Genomic DNA, 19517 nt, shown 5'->3' with positions numbered 1-19517 from the left:
ATGAATCCTCACCTTTTCTCTAAATAATCCATAATTTTATCCACACATTCCTCTAAACTATTTTCTTCCGTGTGTATAACTATGTCTGGATTTATTGGTTTTTCATATGGTGAATCAATTCCTGTAAAATCTTTTATCTGACCATTTCTTGCTTTTTTATAAATCCCTTTCGGATCTCTTTTTTCACAGATTTCCAAAGGACAATCCACATAAATCTCTACAAAATCACTTTCTAAAAGATCTTTCACTTTGACTCTTTCTTTTATGAAGGGTGATATAAAAGTAGCTATAGTTATAATTCCGGCATCTACAAATAATTTTGAAAGTTCAGCTATTCTTCTTATGTTCTCAATTCTATCTTCTTTAGAAAAACCTAAATCAGAATTTAGTCCATGTCTTACATTATCACCATCTAAAAGATAAGTTAGCTTACCAGCATCATTTAATTTTTGTTCTAACATGGTTGCTACCGTTGACTTCCCAGATCCAGAAAGTCCTGTTAACCAAAGTAATATTCCTTTCTGTTTTAAAAGTTTTTCTCTATCTGATCTTTTTACGCTTGTATTATGCCAAACTATATTTGTTGCCTTTATTCCCAAAATATCACCTCATATTGCTTTTAAAGCATTTTCTATATCACTTATAATATCTTCTACATCCTCTATTCCAACAGACAACCTCAAAAGATCTTCATACACACCCATTTGCTCTTTTTCTTCTTCTGTATTTCCTGCACATATAGTAGAACCCGGATGTATGATAATAGTTTTTGTATCACCGATATTAGTTAGATTGTATATAAGTTCTAATTGGTTTATGAATTTAAAACAATTTTCCTTACTAGAAAGTCTAAATGTTAATATTCCACTTGCTCCAGATTTATAATATTTTTGTGCTATATTATAATAAGCTGAACTTTTAAGTCCCGGATAATTTACTTTAGAAATCTTATCACTACTTTCCAAGTACTCAGCTACTATTTGTGCATTTTTACAGTGTTCTCTCATCCTTAAGCCTAAAGTTTCAACTCCAGTTAAATTTAGGAATGCATTTACTGGTGAAAGCGCTGGTCCTAAATCCCTTCCTATAGTTGCTTTAAGTTTAGCTGTAAATGCCATCTTTCCAAATTTATTAAACTCACTGAAATTTTTAAATTTCATGTGTTTATATTTGTCACTTCCACCATCTACAATGATTCCACCTATAGAATTTGAAGTACCATTTATATACTTTGAAGTGGAATGTATAACTACATCTACACCATGTTTTAGTGGATTTATGAGATAAGGAGTTGTAATAGTTGAATCTACTATTAATATTACATTGTTATCTTTGCAAGCCTTAGAAACTTCATCAATATCCAATACATCCATTTTAGGATTACCTATGGTTTCTGCAAAAACTAATTTTGTTTTTTCTGTTATGTTATCATTTAAAGTTTTCTCATTAATGTTATCTAAAAACTTAACAGATATGCCATAGGATTTAAGGTTTCTAATTAATGTGTATGTACCCCCATATAGTCCACTAGAGGCTATTATTTCATCTCCACTTTCTACAATATTCATTATTGCAAGATATATTGCACTCATTCCAGAAGCAGCAGAGGTTGCCATAAGGCCACCCTCTATACTTGCTATTCTTCTTTCAAATGAATTCACAGTTGGATTTGAAATTCTTGTATATGCAAAGCCCATACTCTTTCCAAGCATTATGTTTTCTAGTTTTTCAGCAGAGTTATGTGCAAAGGCATTGGAAAGATAAATTGGTATATTTGTTGCCCCAGTTTCATCAACTTTATGATTTCCATGTATAAGTTTAGTGTTAAAATTCATAGTAGCCCCCTAATTATTTTTTCTCTATAACAAGCAAGTTATATCCATCATAATTCGTATCTATTGATAAAATCTTATGACCTTCCTTTTCAACACTCTTAGGAACATTTGTAATTGGATCACCATCATCTAGATAAAAGCCCCTCTTTTCTCCAGATTTTATCTTTGAAAGTTCAACTTTTACCTTTACAAAATTTATGGGGCATTTTACTCCTCTAAAGTCTATAACTTCATACTCATTTTTACCTTTATCACTAGTCATTTCAGTTTCTACTTCCTTGGAAAGGGTAATTTCAAGCTGACCATTTAAAGAATCATACATATCTTTTACTTTTCCAAATAAATAACTTACAATATCAGCTTTATTTGATATGTCACTTATGTCTCCAATTTTATAATCAATCAATGTATCAAATAACTCTGAGACTTCCTTTTTAACATATCCAGTGTCCACAAAATTTGCTTTAAATCCTTTGAATATCTCTCTATCCTTATTTGTATCTATTCCCTTTAAAACAAGTAATGCCCTAGCTGAAGATAATGCTGCTGCATATAAACTTTTGTCATCTTTACTGTCCTTGTATTTTAAAATGCTAGCATCTGCATTTGATAAATCAAGTTTTATTACATCAAGAACACCAGTGCTGCATTCCCCTGGTCCTCTTCCTTTTAATGTGAATCTTTCTTTTGCTCCGTGATCATAATAAAGATCAGGATTTTCACTAAAACTCTCAACCTTAGAATGTTTTTGTAGGATTTCTTTAATGTTTGCTGAGTTTTCTTGTACAAATTTATCAAAACAATCATAGTTAAGTTTAACTTTAAGTTTTGCAAGTTCTAATAAAAATTGTGGAAGCCTTTTTGCTGGGACATCTCCAAATACATCTCCCATTTTAGCTCCACCACTGTGAACTTTTCCTCCAAAGAAAACTGTATAAGCTGGTACTAGTCCATCAGTTGTTCTAAGTGCTTTACCACTTAATCCTATTTTGCCTTTTTCATGCTGTCCACAGGAATTTGGACATCCCGATATGAATATTCTTGGAAGAGCTGACTTTACTTCATAACTTTCATTTTTAAATTCTTCTATTATAGCTGCCAATAGATTTTGTGATAGACAAAGTCCTAATTGACAAGTTGAGGCCCCAGCACAAGTTAATGAATTATCCATATTAAATCCTGATGTAAATTCATGGACTATATCTGCAAGTTTCTTTGCATCCTCACCCTTTACGCCTCTTACAAAAAATCCTTGAGTGTTAGTTACTCTATATGAAGTTTCATAATTTAAAACCCCTACAAATCTTAATACTTTATCAAGCCCATCTGCTTTTAGATTTCCACTTCTAGGATGAACATATATAGAATAATAATTCTCCTGTTTTTCAGGTAAAATTATATTTTCATAACCTTTTTCTACCTTTTCCTGTGTAGTTCGAGCTTCCTCTAAAACTCCATCAACTTTAACATCTAGATTTTCTCTGTTTTTAACTCCATCCACATAATTTTTAAGTTCTTCTAAGAACTTTTCTTCTCCCAGCCTTGCAACAATATATCTTATTCTTGCTTTATTTTTATTTGTCCTGTCTCCTTCTTTTTCAAATAACTCTTTAAGTCCTTGAATGTAATACAATATATCCTTGTCTTCAATAAAATCTGAAAACTTTAGTGCTACTCTCGGATTTCCACCAAAACCACCACCTGCATATACTTCAAAACCTCTTGCTCCATCTTTAACTTTAGCAATAAATCCAAGATCTGATATTGTAGCATTTCCCGTATCCTCCACACTATTTGAAAAAGCTATTTTGTATTTTCTTGGAAGGTTCATTGTGCTTGGATCTTTTATTAAATAATCCGTAGCAAGCTTTACATATGGAGTTACATCAAATATGTCATCATGAGATACACCTGACAGTGGAGAACACTCTACATTTCTTACTGTATTTCCGCCTGTACCCTTTGTTATTATTCCTACTCCAATAAGTTCCTTCATCATTGAATATACATTCTTAAGTTCAACTTCATGAAATTGAATATCTTGTCTTGAAGTTAAATGTAGTCCACCACCTGCATATTCCTTTGAAAGTTTGCTAATCAATTCAAACTGTTCATGATTTATTACTCCACCTGGTATTCTAGTTCTTACCATGTAAGTCTCTTTTTTTCTCTGTTCATAAACACCCATTGAAACTCTAAAAGCCTTAAATCTAAGTGGATCTAATTTGCCACTAGCATATTCTTCAGCTTTATTCTTAAAGTCTTCAACCGCTTTAAAATGCTCTTCTCTAATTTTAATCATCCATCTCACCTCATATATACTAATCTATTTTGTATTGGAGTTTTTCTACCTCTTTATCTTTATTTATGCTAAACAAATTAAAAACAGGTTCTTCTTTTTCAAGAGATAAAATTCCATATAAAGCTTTTGTATCATATGCTAATCTCTTGTCTTCTTCAGATGGCCTTGAAGGAGTATATGGATGTGAATGATAATTTCCTATAAGCTCTTTTCCATCATTCCTTATAGCTTTCACAGCTGAAAATTGTTCCTTTGGGTCCATGGAAAAGTGCTCACTGCTTTTATCTATATTCGTTAATGGATATATTTTATAGATATGTATATCTTCTTCATCCTTTATACCTGAAAGAAAACCACAACATTCATTTGAAAATTCTTCCTTAGCTTGATTTATCATTTTTTTTAATTCTTCACTTTTTATATAAATCATATTAATCACCCGTTTAACTTGCCAGATTTTAAGTCACAAGATGGATTTTCATAGTCAATCAATGTTTTTATAGTTGGCTCTTCACCACATACTCCACATTTTTTATTGTGATTTATTTTTATTTTTTTAAATTCCATCTTTAAACCATCATATGTTAATAAATATCCTGCTAAGGTTTCTCCAAGTCCTAATATATATTTTAGTGCTTCGGTTGCTTGAAGTGTACCTATAACCCCTCCCATTACACCTAAAACACCAGCTTCTCTACAAGTTGGAACTACTCCAGCTGGAGGTGGAGACTGAAAAATACATCTATAACAAGGTGTCCCGTTGTCTGGTATATACGTAGTGAGTTGGCCTTGAAATCTTATTATTCCTGCATGTGAAAATGGTTTTTTAGCAAGTACACACGCATCATTTATCAAAAACTTTGCTGCAAAATTATCTGTACCATCAATTATAAAATCGTAATCTTGATCTTTTATTATGTCTAATATGTTTTCTGAAGTCACAAATTCATTATATGTAATTACTTTTACATCTGGATTTATATCATTTATTGTTTCCTTACCAGATTGAGTTTTAAGCTTGCCTACATCTTTAGTCTGATGAATTATTTGTCTTTGAAGATTTGATAAATCTACTACATCCCCATCTACAAGACCTATTGTTCCAACCCCAGCTGCAGCAAGATACATAGCAGCTGGTGCTCCAAGTCCTCCAGTTCCAATTACAAGAACTTTTGAATTTAGTAATTTTTCTTGTCCTTCAACACCTACTTCTGAAAGAATGATATGTCTTGAGTACCTTTCTATCTGATCTTCACTAAAATCCAATGCTTCCGCCCCCCATAAAATACAAAAATTCAATTTCATCATTTTCTTTAATTACAGTGGTATCAAATTTATCCCTTTCAGCAAATTCACCATTTAATTGAACAGAAACCATATCTGGCATTTCAACATTTTCAACTTTTAATAATTCTGTTATTGTCACTGCTTCTTTTATTTCCTTTATTTCACCATTTACTTTGATTTTCATTTTTGTCCTCCTCTTTATATATAAATGTATATTAAAATTTAATAATTACAATATCAATTTTTCAATTGCTATAGCTACAGCACCTACAGAGATAGCATTTTCTTTAAAATATCCACCTTTATAAAAAAATATATTGGCATGATTACTAAAATAACACCTTTCTTTTGCTGTTTTATAACTTACATTATAAAATAAATTTGACACCATCATAAGTGGTCCACTCAATACAACAACTTCTGGATTTAAAAGATTTATAAAATTTGCAAGGGCTGTACCAAAAACTTTAGCAGCTTCTAATATAATTTTATAAGCTAATTCGTCTCCCTTTTCTGCTGCTAGGCATATATCTACATAATTAATATCCTCAATAGGCTTTCCTATTGTATTCTTTTTTAAATTTTTAATCTCTTCTTTAAACTTTTTAGTAATTGCCATAATAGATGAATAACATTCAACACATCCATAGTTTCCACAACTACATTTTTCCCCATCAAAATCTATTGTCATATGAGCAAAAGCATCCTCGGTATCATTAATTACTCTTATAATATTTCCATTAGATATAACTCCAGTTCGTATTCCTCTACCAAAGTTAAAATAAGCAATATTTTTAAAAGCCTTACCACTTCCAAATAAATATTCTGCTGTAACTGCTGAATTAGCTCCATTATCCATGTAAATTTCTAATTCTAAAGCTTCTTGAAGCATTTCTTTTATAGCTACATTTTCCCATCCACTAGACATAAAGTTAATTGGATTTTTTATTAATCCCTTTTCCAAATCCATCGGTCCTACTGTACCAAGTCCCGCTAATACTATATTAGCCTTTTTTAATTTGAGTTTTTTAATTCCATCTATACATATTTGCTTTATTTTATTAACTGTTTTTTCAGGCGAGTAGGAACTATCCATATTAAATCGTTCCTTGTATATTACATTTAATTTCAAGTCTGTAAAAACAACTTGTGTGTAAATTCTAGAAATGTCAATGCCAATAAATACATAATTATTGTTAACATCATACAACGATGGCTTTCTACCTCCTGTTGACTCTCCTATGCTTACTTCAATAATCAATTTATTATCTATAATTGGCTTAATTATACGGTTAAGCGTTGTTAACTTTAAGTTTGTAATATTTAGAATTTGAGCTTTCGTCAATGGTCCATTTTTTTGAACAATACCTAATATTTTTTTTGCATCAATACTTATATTTCTAAATTCTTCAATAACTTCTGTCATTTATAAAATCCTCACATTATTCTTTTATCCAAAATGGTAAGAAGTTGCTATAAAAAGACTATAAATTTTTGTTTAGTTTAGTATCTACTTATAAAGAAATTATTTTTTATGTATTCATAGTATTCTGCTTGGTTTATTTGGTTTTGCTATATTAGTCTTTATTTTAGTTGATAATTTACTATCTGTCAATGGTTTTAAAAAAAATATAAGTAAAATGTTTTAAAATTTATTTTTTATTACTTAATTCTTATTTTCTCACTAGTTTCTATTTGTATAAGAACGCCATCTTGAATAATCAACTTTATTGATCCATATTTTATAGTGCTTACTAGTTGTAATATTTTTTCAATTTCTTTTTTAGAAATACTTTCCTTCTTCTCACGAAATCTACTTACATTTTCAGCCATATTATATTCCCCCCAAGAACATAAAAATCTTCACTTAGATAAAACTAAATGAAGATAAATTATCCCTTAGTCTTATCTCTCAGAAAAATCTGTTGGAATTGGCACCACTAAACAATAAGTTTTGGTTGTCAAGGCTTCATAGGGCCACTCCCTCTGCCTTTCTAGATAAGTAAATATTAACTTTTTATTTTATTATAACTTAGAATGCAAACCCATATCCAAGTTTTCATATATGTTTTATATAATTATAATTTTTTTTGTTTATTTTGTCAACATTTTTTATAATTATTCATTTCCATATTCATGTAAAATATTCATTATTTCTATGTATATTTTTTGTTTATCTTCACATGCCAACCTATCTATATAATTTGAATATATAATTTTATTGTAAAATTCACTGCGTTTTTTTCCATTAATTAAAACCTTAAAGGCTTCTTTTCTAACTTCACCCGTAATATCTAAGAACAATTCATATCTATTGTCATAGACTTTTTCTAAATCCTGTCTTATTTTCCTGGAGAGCATAGGACTTTTTCCATTAGTTGATATTGCAATAGTTAAATCCCCTCTTTGCAATTTTGATGGAACAATAAAATTACAGATTTCTGGCTTATCCACTACATTTACTAGTATGTTTTTTTCACTACACTGTGAATATACTAATTCATTTACTTCTTTGTCATCTGTGGCCGCATATACAAGGTAACAATCATTTATATATTTAAAATCATATTTTTCTTCAATGCACTCTACAACTTGATCCTTTAGTAACAGTCTAATATCTTCATTTATTTCCTTACTTATTACAGTAACATTTGCACCAGCTTCAAGTAAAGATATAACTTTTCGGTATGCAATATTTCCACCTCCAATTACCACACATTTTTTTTCTTTTATATCTAACATAATAGGATAATATTTATTCATAATTTACACCTTTCTTATAAAATTCTATGTTAATTATTTTTAACATATGTAATTTTTATATTAATTTGTATTATAATAAAGCATAGGTACTTTACATAAAAAATTTTTATATCACGTATAAAATATGGGGGGATAATTTTGAAAGAAGTAGAAGGATGTATTTTCGACCTTGACAACGTTTTAGTTGATTCTAAAAATTCAACTATTTTACCTGGGGTAAAACGATTTTTAATTAACCTTAGAGTTTCTGGTATGAAATTGGCCGTTGCTTCTAAAAAAAGTAATGCAGATGTTTTAAATGTTTTAAATATTAAGGATTTCTTTGATGTTGTTTTAGACTCTGAAGATAAAACTGCTAACTCAACTCCAATACTTTTAAAAACTGCTAGTGAGCTGGGATTAGCTCCTGAGAACTGTGTCATATTTGATAACTCAACAGATATACTCGATCAAGCTAAAAGATTGAATATGTCCTCTATAGGTGTAGGTGTTAATATTCCTTGTAATTCTGCTGATAAAACAATACCAAACTTGTCTAATGTGAATTCATCTATCCTTAATTTTAGTTAAAAATTTATAATAATATCATAAAAGACCAACCTTATCGGTGGTCTTTTATTTTATTTCATAATAAATTGCAAATAAATTGCAAATCAAGTTGGTTAAAGATCTTCAACGCTTAATTCCCAATATCTCATTATTATAAATAAAGCTTATTCCTAGTCACATCTTATTATTTTGCTTCAAATACTCATTGATGAAAATATCAATATCTCCATCCATTACAGAATCTATATTTCCAACCTCTGCTCCTGTTCTATGATCCTTCACCATGGTATATGGTTGAAAAACATAAGATCTAATTTGGCTTCCCCAACCAATATCCTTAAGTTCACCAGTCAAATCTTCTATTTTTTCCTTATGTGCTCTTTCTTTAAGTTCTACAAGTTTTGCCTTAAGCATAGCCATTGCCGTTTGTTTATTTGAATGTTGGCTTCTTTCATTTTGGCATTGTACAACTATGCCTGTTGGAATATGAGTTATTCTTATTGCAGAATCTGTTTTATTTATATGCTGTCCACCAGCACCGCTTGCTCTATAGGTATCTATCCTAAGATCCTCTGATTTAATATCAATATCCTGTTTTTCTGTAAGTTCAGGCAAAGCTTCAACAGATGCAAAAGAGGTTTGTCTCTTACCATTTGCATTAAATGGAGATATTCTTACCAATCTATGAATTCCTCTTTCAGCCTTCAAATATCCATAAGCAAATTCTCCAGTTATTTTAAGTGTAACACTCTTTACACCAGCTTCATCGCCTGGCAAAAAGTCTATTGTTTCCACTTTAAATCCCTTTGAATCTGCCCACCTTGTGTACATTCTTAAAAGCATTTCTGTCCAATCCTGTGCATCTGTACCACCTGCTCCTGTGTGTAAATCCAATATAGCATTATTTTTATCATATTCACCTGACAAAAGTATCTCTATTCTAAACTTTTCAATATTGTTTTCTAATTCTTCTATTTCTAAAAGAATCTCTTTAAGTAGCGTTTCATCCTCTTCTTCTTTGCTCATTTCAATCAGAGTCCCTACATCCTCTAATCTTTGCGATAATGAATCCACTAAATCTATTCTGTCTTTTAAAAATTTAGCTTCTTGAGTTACTTCTTGAGACCTTTTCATATCATCCCAAAAATTCGTTTCCTGCATTACACCTTCTAACTCTTCTATCTTCTTTCTAATTGTAGGCAGGTCAAAGTGAATCCCTTATTTCTTTCAATGTTTCACCTAGTACCATAATATCCTTTAAAGATTCTTCAAGTTTTATAAGCACTACACTCACATCCTCTATATTAAAATTTAAAGAGATGATAAACATCCCTTATTTTTTATGCCCTTCTTCCATGACAATTTTTATATTTCTTTCCTGAACCACATGGACAAGGATCATTTCTTCCAACTTTTTCTTCTTTTCTTCTAATTGGCTCATTTACCAATGACTCATCATGATTTGTTGATATTGTTTTAACAACTCTCTCTCTTTCTGGAGCTCTTGAAATTTGTACATGGAATAAATATTTTACAGTCTCAACTCTTATGTTATATATCATCTCATTAAACATTTGACTTCCTTCAAACTGATATGCTTGAACAGGATCTTGCTGTCTATATGCTCTTAAATTCATTCCTTGCTTTAAATGTTCCATATTATCAATATGATCCATCCATTTTGTATCAACAATTCTAAGAAGAATTACTCTTTCAATTTCTCTTATTTGTTCTTCTCCAAATTCCTCTTCTTTGTTTTTATATATTTCAGTAGCAATGCCTAAAAATTTCTCTTTAATTTCTTCATCAGATAATACCTTTAGTTCATCTACTGTTACTGAGCCTTCTGGAATGCATATATCTTTAAGGTATTCTAAAAGTTGTTTTAAATCTTCCTCTAGTTCTTCTTCCACACCTGTCAAATGAGAAGTAACCGAATTGAAAATTATATCCTTAATCATAACCTGAATTTGATCTTTCATGTTATTTCCTTCAAGAACCTCAGCCCTTTGCTTATAGATAATTTCTCTTTGTTGATTCATAACATCATCATATTTAAGAAGTGTCTTTCTTATGTCAAAATTGTTACCTTCAACTTTTTTCTGAGCATTTTCTATAGCGCCACTTACCATTCTACTTTCTATTGCTTCGTCCTCTTGAAGACCTAATCTATCAACCATACCTCCAAGTTTTTCAGATCCAAATATTCTCATAAGATCATCTTCAAGAGATACATAAAATCTTGAACTTCCTGGATCTCCTTGACGTCCTGAACGTCCTCTAAGCTGATTGTCTATACGTCTTGATTCATGTCTTTCAGTTCCTATTATCTTTAGTCCACCTAACTCTACAACACCTTCATCAAGCTTGATATCAGTACCACGACCTGCCATATTAGTTGCTATTGTAATGCTACCTTTTTGACCAGCATTAGATATAATTTCTGCTTCTTTTTCATGGTATTTAGCATTAAGTACTTGATGCTGTACTCCACTTCTTCTTAGAAGATTAGAAATTACTTCTGATTTTTCAATACTTACTGTACCAACTAAAACTGGTTGACCTGTTGCATGAGTTTCTTTAATTTCTTCAACTACAGCCTCAAATTTACCTTTTTCAGTTTTGTATACTAAGTCTGGAAAATCTTTTCTTGATATAGGTCTATGCGTAGGTACAACTATAACGTCTAAATCGTATATTTCTCTAAATTCTACTTCTTCAGTTAATGCTGTACCAGTCATTCCTGAAAGTTTATTGTATAGTCTAAAATAATTTTGAAAAGTTATTGTAGCAAGGGTTTTTGACTCTTTTTGAACTTTAACGCCTTCTTTTGCCTCAATTGCTTGATGAAGACCATCGCTATATCTTCTACCTTCCATAAGTCTTCCAGTAAATTCATCTACTATAACTACTTCATCATTTTTAACCATATAATCTTTATCTTTTTTCATCATATAATTTGCTTTTAAAGCTTGAGATGCATGATGTTGAATCTCCATATTGTCTGGATCTGCATAGTTCTCTAGGTGGAAAAATTCTTCAGCTTTTTCAACACCTGTATCATTTAATATTACAGAATTTGATTTTTCATCAACTGTATAATCATCTTTTTTTAATAATTTTGCAAATGCATCCGCTACTTTGTAAAACTCTGTTGATTTATCACCTTCGCCAGAAATTATAAGTGGTGTTCTAGCTTCATCAATTAAAATTGAGTCAACTTCATCTACTATTGAATAATTCAATGGTCTTTGAACTCTCTCCTCTTTGTATATAACCATGTTATCTCTAAGGTAGTCAAATCCATATTCATTGTTAGTTCCATATGTTATATCTGCAGCATAAGCTTCTTGCCTTTCACTTTGACTCAAATTATGTAATATTACACCTACACTAAGTCCTAAAAACTCATAAACCTTACCCATCCACTCTTTATCTCTTTTTGCAAGATAATCATTAACAGTTACTATATGTACTCCTTTTCCTGTTAAAGCATTTAAATATGTAGGAAGTGTTGCCACAAGAGTTTTTCCTTCACCAGTTTTCATTTCTGCAATTCTACCTTGATGAAGTACAACTCCTCCAATTAACTGCTCTCTAAAATGTTTCATTCCAAGTACTCTTTGTGATGCCTCTCTAACAACTGCAAATGCTTCTGGAAGTATATCATCTAAGGTTTCATTTTTTTCTAATCTATCCTTAAATTCTTTAGTTTTCTCTTTTAACTCGTCGTCAGTTAATGCTTTAATTTTATCATCGAAACTCTCTATTTTATCAACAATTGGAATAATTCTCTTTACTTCTCTCTCGCTATAAGATCCGAACACTTTTTTCAAAATTCCCATTGATTCCATCCTCACTATACTTATAAATTATACAAAACAAAAAAGTATTATACTTAATAGATTATACCATTTAACATTGTTTCATTCAACTTTTATAAAAATTTATCCTTATATGTTATTAAATATAATTTTATAAATTTATAATGGACTGTCTAAAAAATTTAAACAGTCCATTTATTATACTTTATTCCATTTTAAAATTCTGGTTCTATAAGACCGTAGTTACCATCTTTTCTCTTATATACAACATTTACTTCATTAGATTCTGCATTTTGGAATACGAAAAAGCTATGAGCTAAAAGTTCCATTTGTAACACTGCTTCTTCATCAGACATTGGTTTTATTGCAAATCTCTTAGTTTTAACAATAGCTGCCTCTTTTTCTTCATCCTCTTCTTTTCCTTCAAAATCAGGTATAGATTGGAATCTTAGTGATTCTCCATATTTTCTTCTTTCTAATTTTGTTTTTTGTTTTCTTACTTGCCTCTCCATTTTATCTGCAACCAAATCTATAGCAGCATACATATCCGTATTTGATTCTTCACCTCTAAGTATGGCCCCTCCAAAAGGAATTGTAACTTCAACCATTTTTCTATAGTTTTCTACACTTAAAGTTGCATGAGCTGTTACATCGGGGTTAAAGTACCTCTCTAATTTTGAAAATTTCTTTTCAATGGCACTTCTTAATCCATTTGTAACCTCTACGTTTTTTCCGCTAATTGTTATTCTCATATTAACAGCTCCTCTCAAAAACCAAATTTTGATTTACAATCTAGTATGTTCTTTTATAGTTATTTTATTCGTTTTTTCTACAAATAACAACCCCTTAAAAGATAATTAACAGAATATTATATAAATTATAATAATTTTTCCTTGATATTCCTCCATATTTTAAAGGTTTTCATAATATTATTTTAAAAAAATAATAGCAGCCTCCGAAAAGACTGCTAATTAGCACTATAAGTGCAATATTAAACTAGTTGACCTGGTCTTTGACCCCACACTCGCCTGCTGGAGCTTTTGCTACTAGGACTTAACCCCTCACTACTTACCCTCTCGTTTTTCACGGCAGGACTTACCTCTAAACCGCACCATGCTCATTAAACTTTGTTCAACTTACGTGGATCGCTTTGCCTGCGACTAGCATCGACTTTCAACCACAAACCTAACTTAATACACTTAATATTATATACGACTTTTTGCAACAGTCAAGACTATAACGTCTTTTGCTCCTTTTTCTATCATTTCTCCAGCACAGAAATAAGTTGTGGCACCCGTTGTAAACACGTCATCTACAAGCAAAATTGATTGCCCAATAATTTTTTTGCTATTTTTTAATCTAAAACTTTTTGAAACATTGCTCCACCGTTCCTCAGAATCAAGACCAATTTGATCTTTTGTTTCTTTAACCTTATCAATACAATCAACTACAGGAAGTCTAAACCTTTTTGCTATTATTTTGGCCAAAATCTTACTTTGATTATACCCTCTTTTAGAAAGTGCACTTTTAGTCATGGGAACAAATGTAATAGCATCAAATTGAATTTTCTCTCTTTCAATAAGTTCTATCATAAATTTAGCTAGTATATCACCACATCTGAAATTGCTTTTATACTTAAAGTTCAAAATTAATTTTGCTATATCTCCTGAATAATAAGATGTACTGTAACATCTTACACTATAATTGTTTTTATTTAAAACAATAGGAAACTTACATAATTTAATTTTGCTCCTGCATTCCTCGCATATATCTCCTTCTTCTAAGTATTCCTTGCAAAGCTCACATTTATATTCATAAGTATAAACAATGCTTATAATAGCATCACACAAATACCTTATAAACTCAAAAATCCTTTTTCCCATGCCATTTTATTAAAGGTTCTAGTTATACCTTTAGCCTTCTCAATTTCATTATTTTCTTCTTTAACTAAATATATAACTTCTCCTCTATTTACAATGTCTCCCTTCCCTGTTCTCCCTGAAAAATAAACAAGATTTTTATAATTGTATTGTTTATCATCAGCAAAAAAAACCAGTATATTTGTTTTATACTCATCGCAACATATGTCATCAATATTATTTGTTATCATTATTCCATCCTTATACTTATGGAACTCCCGTATAACCTTTACATTCTTCTCATTTTTAGAGTAATAGAATATATTACGGGTTATGTCTTTAAAATATTTATATATGTAAGATATAACATTAAAAACTTTTGTATCGTCCGGTACCGCTATAATTACTCTTTTTCCTATGCTAATTGACCATTTAATATATTCATATATTACAAAAGGAACATCCTTGTTTATGTCTATTCGTGTTGTTATAACCCTTGGTTCCGTTATAGGCATCTTGTTATTTCTCATAGGCAAAATTATTTCTTCAGCATTGTTAAAAATGGATTCTATAGAATAAGCTATTATTTTACCTTTTTCATCACAACATTTATTTACTATATCCAATATTTCATACTTTGAATAATTAGGATAACTTCTAATATCATCATATATAACTAAATCATATCTTTTGGGAATTGTAACAGCCTTATTGTAGGTACAGAAATTCAAACGTGAATTTGAAATAGTTGTACTGCTTCTTATATATGTATAATTTCTAATTTTTGTATACTTCCTTAAATAATCTATTATTTCAATATCCTTCTCTTGTTCTCCAGTTATATATAATATATCTTTTCCTTCATCTATAAACATCATCAATATTTCTATAAATATTAAAGATGTATTATACGGCGGTGAAGTAATATTTAGAAAACTTTCCCTATTTCCACCCCAATTTAATATTTTATTACTAATCTTTCTTACTTCAATGGTTACTTCTTTTAGATTATTAATTATCATGCTTCCCCCTCATTTAAACCATTATCAGTTTATTATATCCATAATTCTCCATTTTAATCCTGAATATCTATCAAACCCTTTATTGTTACTTATCATATAACTCATAGACTTTTTTGTTCCTACAAGCACAACCAATTTTTTCGCTCTGGTAATGCCAGTGTATAGTAAGTTTCTATTCATTAATAACGGTGCTCCCATAAAAATTGGCATAACTATAACCGGAAATTCACTTCCTTGACTTTTATGTATTGTTATAGCATATGCAAGGTCTAATTCATCCATATAGATTTCTTCATATATGACTTCTCTTTCATTGTCAAATACAACTAAAAGTTTGTTTTCTTCATCTATATCTTCTATGAAACCAACATCTCCATTAAAAACTCCTTCACCATCCCCTTCACCTTTTCCATCTATCCTTTTCCATTTCAAAGTATAATTATTTTTAGTTTGCATGACTTTGTCACCAACCCTAAAAACCAAGTCTTTATATTTTCTTTCTTTTTTCTGTTCACTACTTGTATTTAATATACCTTGAATCTTATTATTTAAATTGGTTACACCTAAAATACCTTTCCTCATTGGAGATAATACCTGAATGCTATTTTTACTATCCCATTCTTTATTAAATTTAGGGAGTCTTTTATAAATAAGTTCAATTACTGTATTTAATATCTCCTCATTTTTATCATTGCTAATAAAATAGAAATCCTTATCCTTTCTGTTTAAAACTGGCATTTCACCATTGTTAATCTTATGTGCGTTTACGATAATCATACTTTCCTTAGCTTGCCTAAATATCTCTTTAAGTCTAACTACTTTTACCGCTTTACTTTCAATAATGTCCCTAAGTACATTTCCTGGTCCCACAGATGGAAGTTGGTCAACATCTCCAACGATTATGACTCTAGTTCCCATTCCTATTGCCTTCAAAAGATTATTCATTAAAACTATGTCTATCATAGATGCTTCGTCTATAATTATTACATCACATTCAAGTGGACATTCCTCACTTTTAAAAAATGAAAGTTCTTCACCATCACCAAAGCCAAGCTCTAGTAATCTGTGTATAGTTTTTGCTTCTTTACCAGTTGCCTCTGACATTCTCTTTGCTGCTCTTCCTGTTGGTGCCGCCATAAAAACTTTTAATGATGCTTTTTCAAATATATCTGCTATACAGTTTATTATAGTTGTTTTACCCGTTCCTGGTCCACCTGTAATAACTTCTATACCATTTTCAAAACCGCCTCTTATGGCTTCTATTTGAGTTTCTGCAAAACTTATCTTCTTCTCATCTTCAAATTCCCTTATTCGCGTATCAACATCTATATCTATGTCATCATATTTATTGGTAGCCAATGTTACTATTTTTTTTGTTACTCCTAATTCACAGTAATAATATGGCATTGTAAATACACAATTTTCATTATTTATAATTTCTATCTTTATTTTTTGCTCCAATGTGCTTTCATATATATTTTTTTCTATCTCATCTTTGCCCACACATAAAGTATCACTAGCTTCTAATATAAGCTTATCCATTGGCATATAGGTATTCCCTTTTGAGCAAAATTCATTTAAAACATAATTTATTCCACTTTGTATTCTAAATGCTGAATTTCCTTCAATTCCTAAACTTCTTGCAATTTTATCTGCTGTTTTAAATCCAATTCCTGAAATTTCTTCAGTTAATATATATGGATTTTCTCTTACAACTTTTATAGAATCACTTTTGTATTTGTTATATATCTTTACACACTGATTTGCCGTTACACCATATGTCTGTAAAAAAACCATTATATTTCTTACTTCTCTTTGCCTTGAATAGGATTCATATATAATTTTTATCTTTTTTTCTCCAATACCCTCAATTTCATTAAGCCTATTTATATCGTTATCAAGTATTTCAAGAGTTTTTTCTCCAAACTTATCAACTATTTTTTTTGCAGTTACAGGTCCTATACCCATTATAATTCCTGAAGACAAATATCTTTCTATGCCTATTTTAGAATCAGGTACAATTTCCTCACAATTATCAACTTTTAATTGTTTGCCAAATTGAGGATGTGTAACCCATTGTCCTTTGAGCTTTAATGACTGCCCCTCAATAATATATGGTATGCAACCAACTATAGTGTAGCTTTTTTCTTTATCTTTAACTTGAGCTACAACATACCCATTCTCTTCATTTTTAAAAACTATATTATCAACGATACATATCAATTCAGTCATAAAATCTCTCCTACTTTAAAAGTTAACCTACATATAAAAATTATATCATATTAAACAAAAAATTCACTGGTTAAATGATTTTATAACTCAATCATTTAACCAATGAATTTTGTGAACACCTAACTATTATATATACTTTTTAATCTCTTCAACCTTGTCTAATTTTTCCCAAGGTACATCAATGTCAGTTCTTCCAAAATGACCATAAGCTGCAACCTGTCTGTATATAGGTCTTTTTAAACCAAGATCTCTTATTATAGCACCCGGTCTTAAGTCGAATATTTTTTCTACAATTTCAACTATCTTATCTTCAGCTACTTTTCCAGTTCCAAATGTATCAATTCCTATTGATACAGGTTTAGCAACACCAATAGCATAAGCAAGTTGTATTTCAAGCTTGTCAGCAACTCCTGCAGCAACTAAATTTTTTGCAACCCATCTGCTAGCATAAGCAGCTGATCTGTCAACTTTAGTTGGATCTTTTCCTGAGAAAGCTCCACCGCCATGTCTACCATATCCACCGTAAGTATCTACGATTATTTTTCTTCCAGTAAGACCTGAATCTCCTTGTGGTCCACCAACAACAAATCTTCCAGTTGGATTAATAAAATATTTAGTTTTTTCATCTAAAAGTTCAGCTGGAATAACTACTTTTATTACGTTTTCTATAATATCTTTTTCTATCTGTTCATGAGATACTGTTGGTCCATGTTGAGTTGATATAACTATGGTATCAATTCTTACTGGCTTATTGTCCTCATATTCAACAGTTACTTGAGTTTTACCATCTGGTCTTAAGTAATCAAGCGTATTATTTTTTCTAACTTCAGTTAGTCTTCTTGAAAGTTTATGAGCCATTGCAATTGGCATAGGCATGTATTCTGGTGTTTCGTTTGTTGCAAATCCAAACATCATACCTTGATCACCTGCACCAACAGCTTCGATCTTGTCCATTTCGCCTTTTTTAGATTCAAGTGCTTCATCAACACCCATTGCTATATCAGCCGATTGCTCATCAATTGATGTAACAACAGCACAAGTATCACAATCGAAACCATATTTTGCTCTTGTATACCCAATTTCTCTTATTGTTTCCCTTACTACTTTTGGTATATCAACGTAACATTTTGTTGATATTTCCCCCATAACATTAACTATGCCTGTTGTAACTGTAGTTTCACAAGCAACTCTTGCATCTGGGTCATTTGTTAATATGGCATCTAATATACCATCAGATATCTGATCACATATTTTATCTGGATGCCCTTCGGTTACTGATTCAGAAGTAAATAACTTTCTCATTTCTTTCCCTCCTAATAAAATTAAACAAAAAATTAAAGCCACTTCAAATAAGAAGAGACTTATGTTTTAAATCTCTCTTATCTTGCAAAATTTAATTTTGCAGGAATTGGCACCTTAATGTTATTACACATCGGTTGCCGGGTTTCACAGGGCCATTTTCCCTCCACCTCTCTTGATAAGAGCTAAAATTCTATTTATTAAACTATCATTGTTATACTATCACAGCTATTTTAAGTAGTCAATATATAATTTGAAATTAAAAAAAGACACATAAGTGTCTTTTTTGGTGGAGGAAGATGGATTCGAACCATCGAAAGCTGAGCTAACAGATTTACAGTCTGCCCCCTTTGGCCACTCGGGAATTCCTCCAAGTATGGTGCTGGCAATAGGAATTGAACCCATAACCTACTGATTACAAGTCAGTTGCTCTACCAATTGAGCTATGCCAGCTTATGAAATTTAAAATGGTGGGCATTACAGGGCTCGAACCTGTGACCCTCTGCTTGTAAGGCAGATGCTCTCCCAGCTGAGCTAAACGCCCA

Annotated in this window: 17 protein-coding genes, 3 tRNA genes and 2 riboswitches; of the genes, 1 reads left to right on the top strand and 19 read right to left on the bottom strand. The window is 30.7% G+C overall.

Annotated features, from left to right (window positions below):
• Window positions 1–8 precede the first annotated feature (8 nt).
• The 9 genes from cysC to B8978_RS17795 form a co-directional block, all read right to left on the bottom strand.
• A complete protein-coding gene (cysC, locus tag B8978_RS17835) occupies window positions 9–599 on the bottom strand; it encodes an adenylyl-sulfate kinase (protein WP_084117646.1) in 591 nt (196 codons plus the stop codon).
• A gap of 9 nt (window positions 600–608) precedes the next feature.
• Window positions 609–1835, bottom strand: coding sequence for an O-acetylhomoserine aminocarboxypropyltransferase/cysteine synthase family protein (locus B8978_RS17830; protein WP_084117645.1), 1227 nt, complete (start codon window positions 1833–1835; stop codon window positions 609–611).
• 13 nt (window positions 1836–1848) lie between these two features.
• Window positions 1849–4137: a sulfurtransferase TusA family protein gene (locus B8978_RS17825; protein WP_084117644.1), complete on the bottom strand. Its 2289-nt coding sequence runs from the start codon at window positions 4135–4137 to the stop codon at window positions 1849–1851.
• A 19-nt stretch (window positions 4138–4156) separates the two neighbouring features.
• Window positions 4157–4567, bottom strand: coding sequence for a M67 family metallopeptidase (locus tag B8978_RS17820; protein WP_084117643.1), 411 nt, complete (start codon window positions 4565–4567; stop codon window positions 4157–4159).
• A gap of 5 nt (window positions 4568–4572) precedes the next feature.
• Window positions 4573–5403 (bottom strand): HesA/MoeB/ThiF family protein, encoded by an 831-nt coding sequence (locus B8978_RS17815; RefSeq protein WP_084117642.1) that lies wholly within the window; start codon window positions 5401–5403, stop codon window positions 4573–4575.
• The gene (thiS, locus tag B8978_RS17810) at window positions 5393–5608 is read right to left on the bottom strand and encodes a sulfur carrier protein ThiS (protein ID WP_084117641.1); all 216 of its coding nucleotides are present in this window, start codon (window positions 5606–5608) and stop codon (window positions 5393–5395) included. Before thiS ends, B8978_RS17815 begins: the two co-directional genes overlap by 11 nt.
• A 45-nt stretch (window positions 5609–5653) precedes the next feature.
• Window positions 5654–6850 (bottom strand): ROK family transcriptional regulator, encoded by a 1197-nt coding sequence (locus B8978_RS17805; protein WP_084117640.1) that lies wholly within the window; start codon window positions 6848–6850, stop codon window positions 5654–5656.
• Between the two features lie 236 nt (window positions 6851–7086).
• Complete coding sequence (locus B8978_RS17800) at window positions 7087–7257, bottom strand: YezD family protein (protein WP_084117639.1); 171 nt, start codon at window positions 7255–7257, stop codon at window positions 7087–7089.
• Window positions 7258–7326: 69 nt separating this feature from the next.
• Window positions 7327–7429: riboswitch (SAM riboswitch) on the bottom strand.
• 113 nt (window positions 7430–7542) lie between these two features.
• Complete coding sequence (locus B8978_RS17795; protein ID WP_242950595.1) at window positions 7543–8166, bottom strand: precorrin-2 dehydrogenase/sirohydrochlorin ferrochelatase family protein; 624 nt, start codon at window positions 8164–8166, stop codon at window positions 7543–7545.
• Between the two features lie 159 nt (window positions 8167–8325).
• Between B8978_RS17795 and B8978_RS17790 the strand changes: the two genes are divergently transcribed.
• Window positions 8326–8757 carry an HAD-IA family hydrolase gene (locus B8978_RS17790; RefSeq protein ID WP_084117637.1) on the top strand — a complete coding sequence of 144 codons (432 nt, stop codon included), beginning with the start codon at window positions 8326–8328 and terminating at the stop codon, window positions 8755–8757.
• Between the two features lie 153 nt (window positions 8758–8910).
• On the opposite strand, the gene prfB is transcribed toward B8978_RS17790, so the two are convergent.
• The 10 genes from prfB to B8978_RS17740 all read right to left on the bottom strand — a co-directional run bounded on the left by prfB (window position 8911) and on the right by B8978_RS17740 (window position 19516).
• A protein-coding gene (gene prfB, locus B8978_RS17785) for a peptide chain release factor 2 (RefSeq protein ID WP_207651898.1) occupies window positions 8911–10021 on the bottom strand; the annotation gives its coding sequence in 2 pieces (ribosomal slippage) (window positions 8911–9942 and window positions 9944–10021; 1110 coding nt in all).
• A 55-nt stretch (window positions 10022–10076) separates the two neighbouring features.
• Window positions 10077–12581, bottom strand: a complete 2505-nt coding sequence (gene secA, locus B8978_RS17780) for a preprotein translocase subunit SecA (protein ID WP_084117635.1) — start codon at window positions 12579–12581, stop codon at window positions 10077–10079.
• A 194-nt stretch (window positions 12582–12775) separates the two neighbouring features.
• A complete protein-coding gene (gene hpf / locus B8978_RS17775) occupies window positions 12776–13312 on the bottom strand; it encodes a ribosome hibernation-promoting factor, HPF/YfiA family (RefSeq protein ID WP_084117634.1) in 537 nt (178 codons plus the stop codon).
• 453 nt (window positions 13313–13765) lie between these two features.
• On the bottom strand, window positions 13766–14410 hold the full coding sequence (locus tag B8978_RS17770; RefSeq protein ID WP_242950594.1) for a ComF family protein: 645 nt from the start codon (window positions 14408–14410) through the stop codon (window positions 13766–13768).
• 5 nt (window positions 14411–14415) lie between these two features.
• Window positions 14416–15441, bottom strand: a complete 1026-nt coding sequence (locus tag B8978_RS17765; RefSeq protein ID WP_084117632.1) for a hypothetical protein — start codon at window positions 15439–15441, stop codon at window positions 14416–14418.
• Window positions 15442–15465: 24 nt separating this feature from the next.
• Window positions 15466–17673 (bottom strand): SF1B family DNA helicase RecD2, encoded by a 2208-nt coding sequence (gene recD2 / locus B8978_RS17760; protein WP_084117631.1) that lies wholly within the window; start codon window positions 17671–17673, stop codon window positions 15466–15468.
• A gap of 126 nt (window positions 17674–17799) precedes the next feature.
• Complete coding sequence (gene metK / locus B8978_RS17755; RefSeq protein ID WP_084117630.1) at window positions 17800–18975, bottom strand: methionine adenosyltransferase; 1176 nt, start codon at window positions 18973–18975, stop codon at window positions 17800–17802.
• A 74-nt stretch (window positions 18976–19049) separates the two neighbouring features.
• A riboswitch (SAM riboswitch) is annotated at window positions 19050–19157 on the bottom strand.
• Window positions 19158–19259: 102 nt separating this feature from the next.
• Window positions 19260–19344, bottom strand: a tRNA-Tyr gene (locus B8978_RS17750).
• Window positions 19345–19349: 5 nt separating this feature from the next.
• Window positions 19350–19425: transfer RNA gene (locus tag B8978_RS17745), tRNA-Thr, on the bottom strand.
• Window positions 19426–19440: 15 nt separating this feature from the next.
• Window positions 19441–19516: transfer RNA gene (locus tag B8978_RS17740), tRNA-Val, on the bottom strand.
• Between the last annotated feature and the right edge of the window lies 1 nt (window position 19517).

The organism is Clostridium acidisoli DSM 12555 (genome assembly GCF_900176305.1).
Lineage (GTDB): Bacteria > Bacillota > Clostridia > Clostridiales > Clostridiaceae > Clostridium_I > Clostridium_I acidisoli.
The sequence above is the reverse complement of the archived record's forward strand: the minus strand, read 5'-3'. Positions and strand labels throughout refer to the sequence as shown.

Bases quoted from the DNA above. Each gene is read 5' to 3' on its own strand.
- hpf (WP_084117634.1), bottom strand. From the start codon at position 13,312: ATGAGAATAACAATTAGCGGAAAAAACGTAGAGGTTACAAATGGATTA.
- metK (WP_084117630.1), bottom strand. From the start codon at position 18,975: ATGAGAAAGTTATTTACTTCTGAATCAGTAACCGAAGGGCATCCAGAT.
- B8978_RS17825 (WP_084117644.1), bottom strand. From the start codon at position 4,137: ATGATTAAAATTAGAGAAGAGCATTTTAAAGCGGTTGAAGACTTTAAG.
- B8978_RS17820 (WP_084117643.1), bottom strand. From the start codon at position 4,567: ATGATTTATATAAAAAGTGAAGAATTAAAAAAAATGATAAATCAAGCT.
- recD2 (WP_084117631.1), bottom strand. From the start codon at position 17,673: ATGACTGAATTGATATGTATCGTTGATAATATAGTTTTTAAAAATGAA.
- B8978_RS17795 (WP_242950595.1), bottom strand. From the start codon at position 8,166: ATGTTAGATATAAAAGAAAAAAAATGTGTGGTAATTGGAGGTGGAAAT.
- B8978_RS17805 (WP_084117640.1), bottom strand. From the start codon at position 6,850: ATGACAGAAGTTATTGAAGAATTTAGAAATATAAGTATTGATGCAAAA.
- B8978_RS17830 (WP_084117645.1), bottom strand. From the start codon at position 1,835: ATGAATTTTAACACTAAACTTATACATGGAAATCATAAAGTTGATGAA.
- thiS (WP_084117641.1), bottom strand. From the start codon at position 5,608: ATGAAAATCAAAGTAAATGGTGAAATAAAGGAAATAAAAGAAGCAGTG.
- B8978_RS17800 (WP_084117639.1), bottom strand. From the start codon at position 7,257: ATGGCTGAAAATGTAAGTAGATTTCGTGAGAAGAAGGAAAGTATTTCT.
- B8978_RS17765 (WP_084117632.1), bottom strand. From the start codon at position 15,441: ATGATAATTAATAATCTAAAAGAAGTAACCATTGAAGTAAGAAAGATT.
- secA (WP_084117635.1), bottom strand. From the start codon at position 12,581: ATGGGAATTTTGAAAAAAGTGTTCGGATCTTATAGCGAGAGAGAAGTA.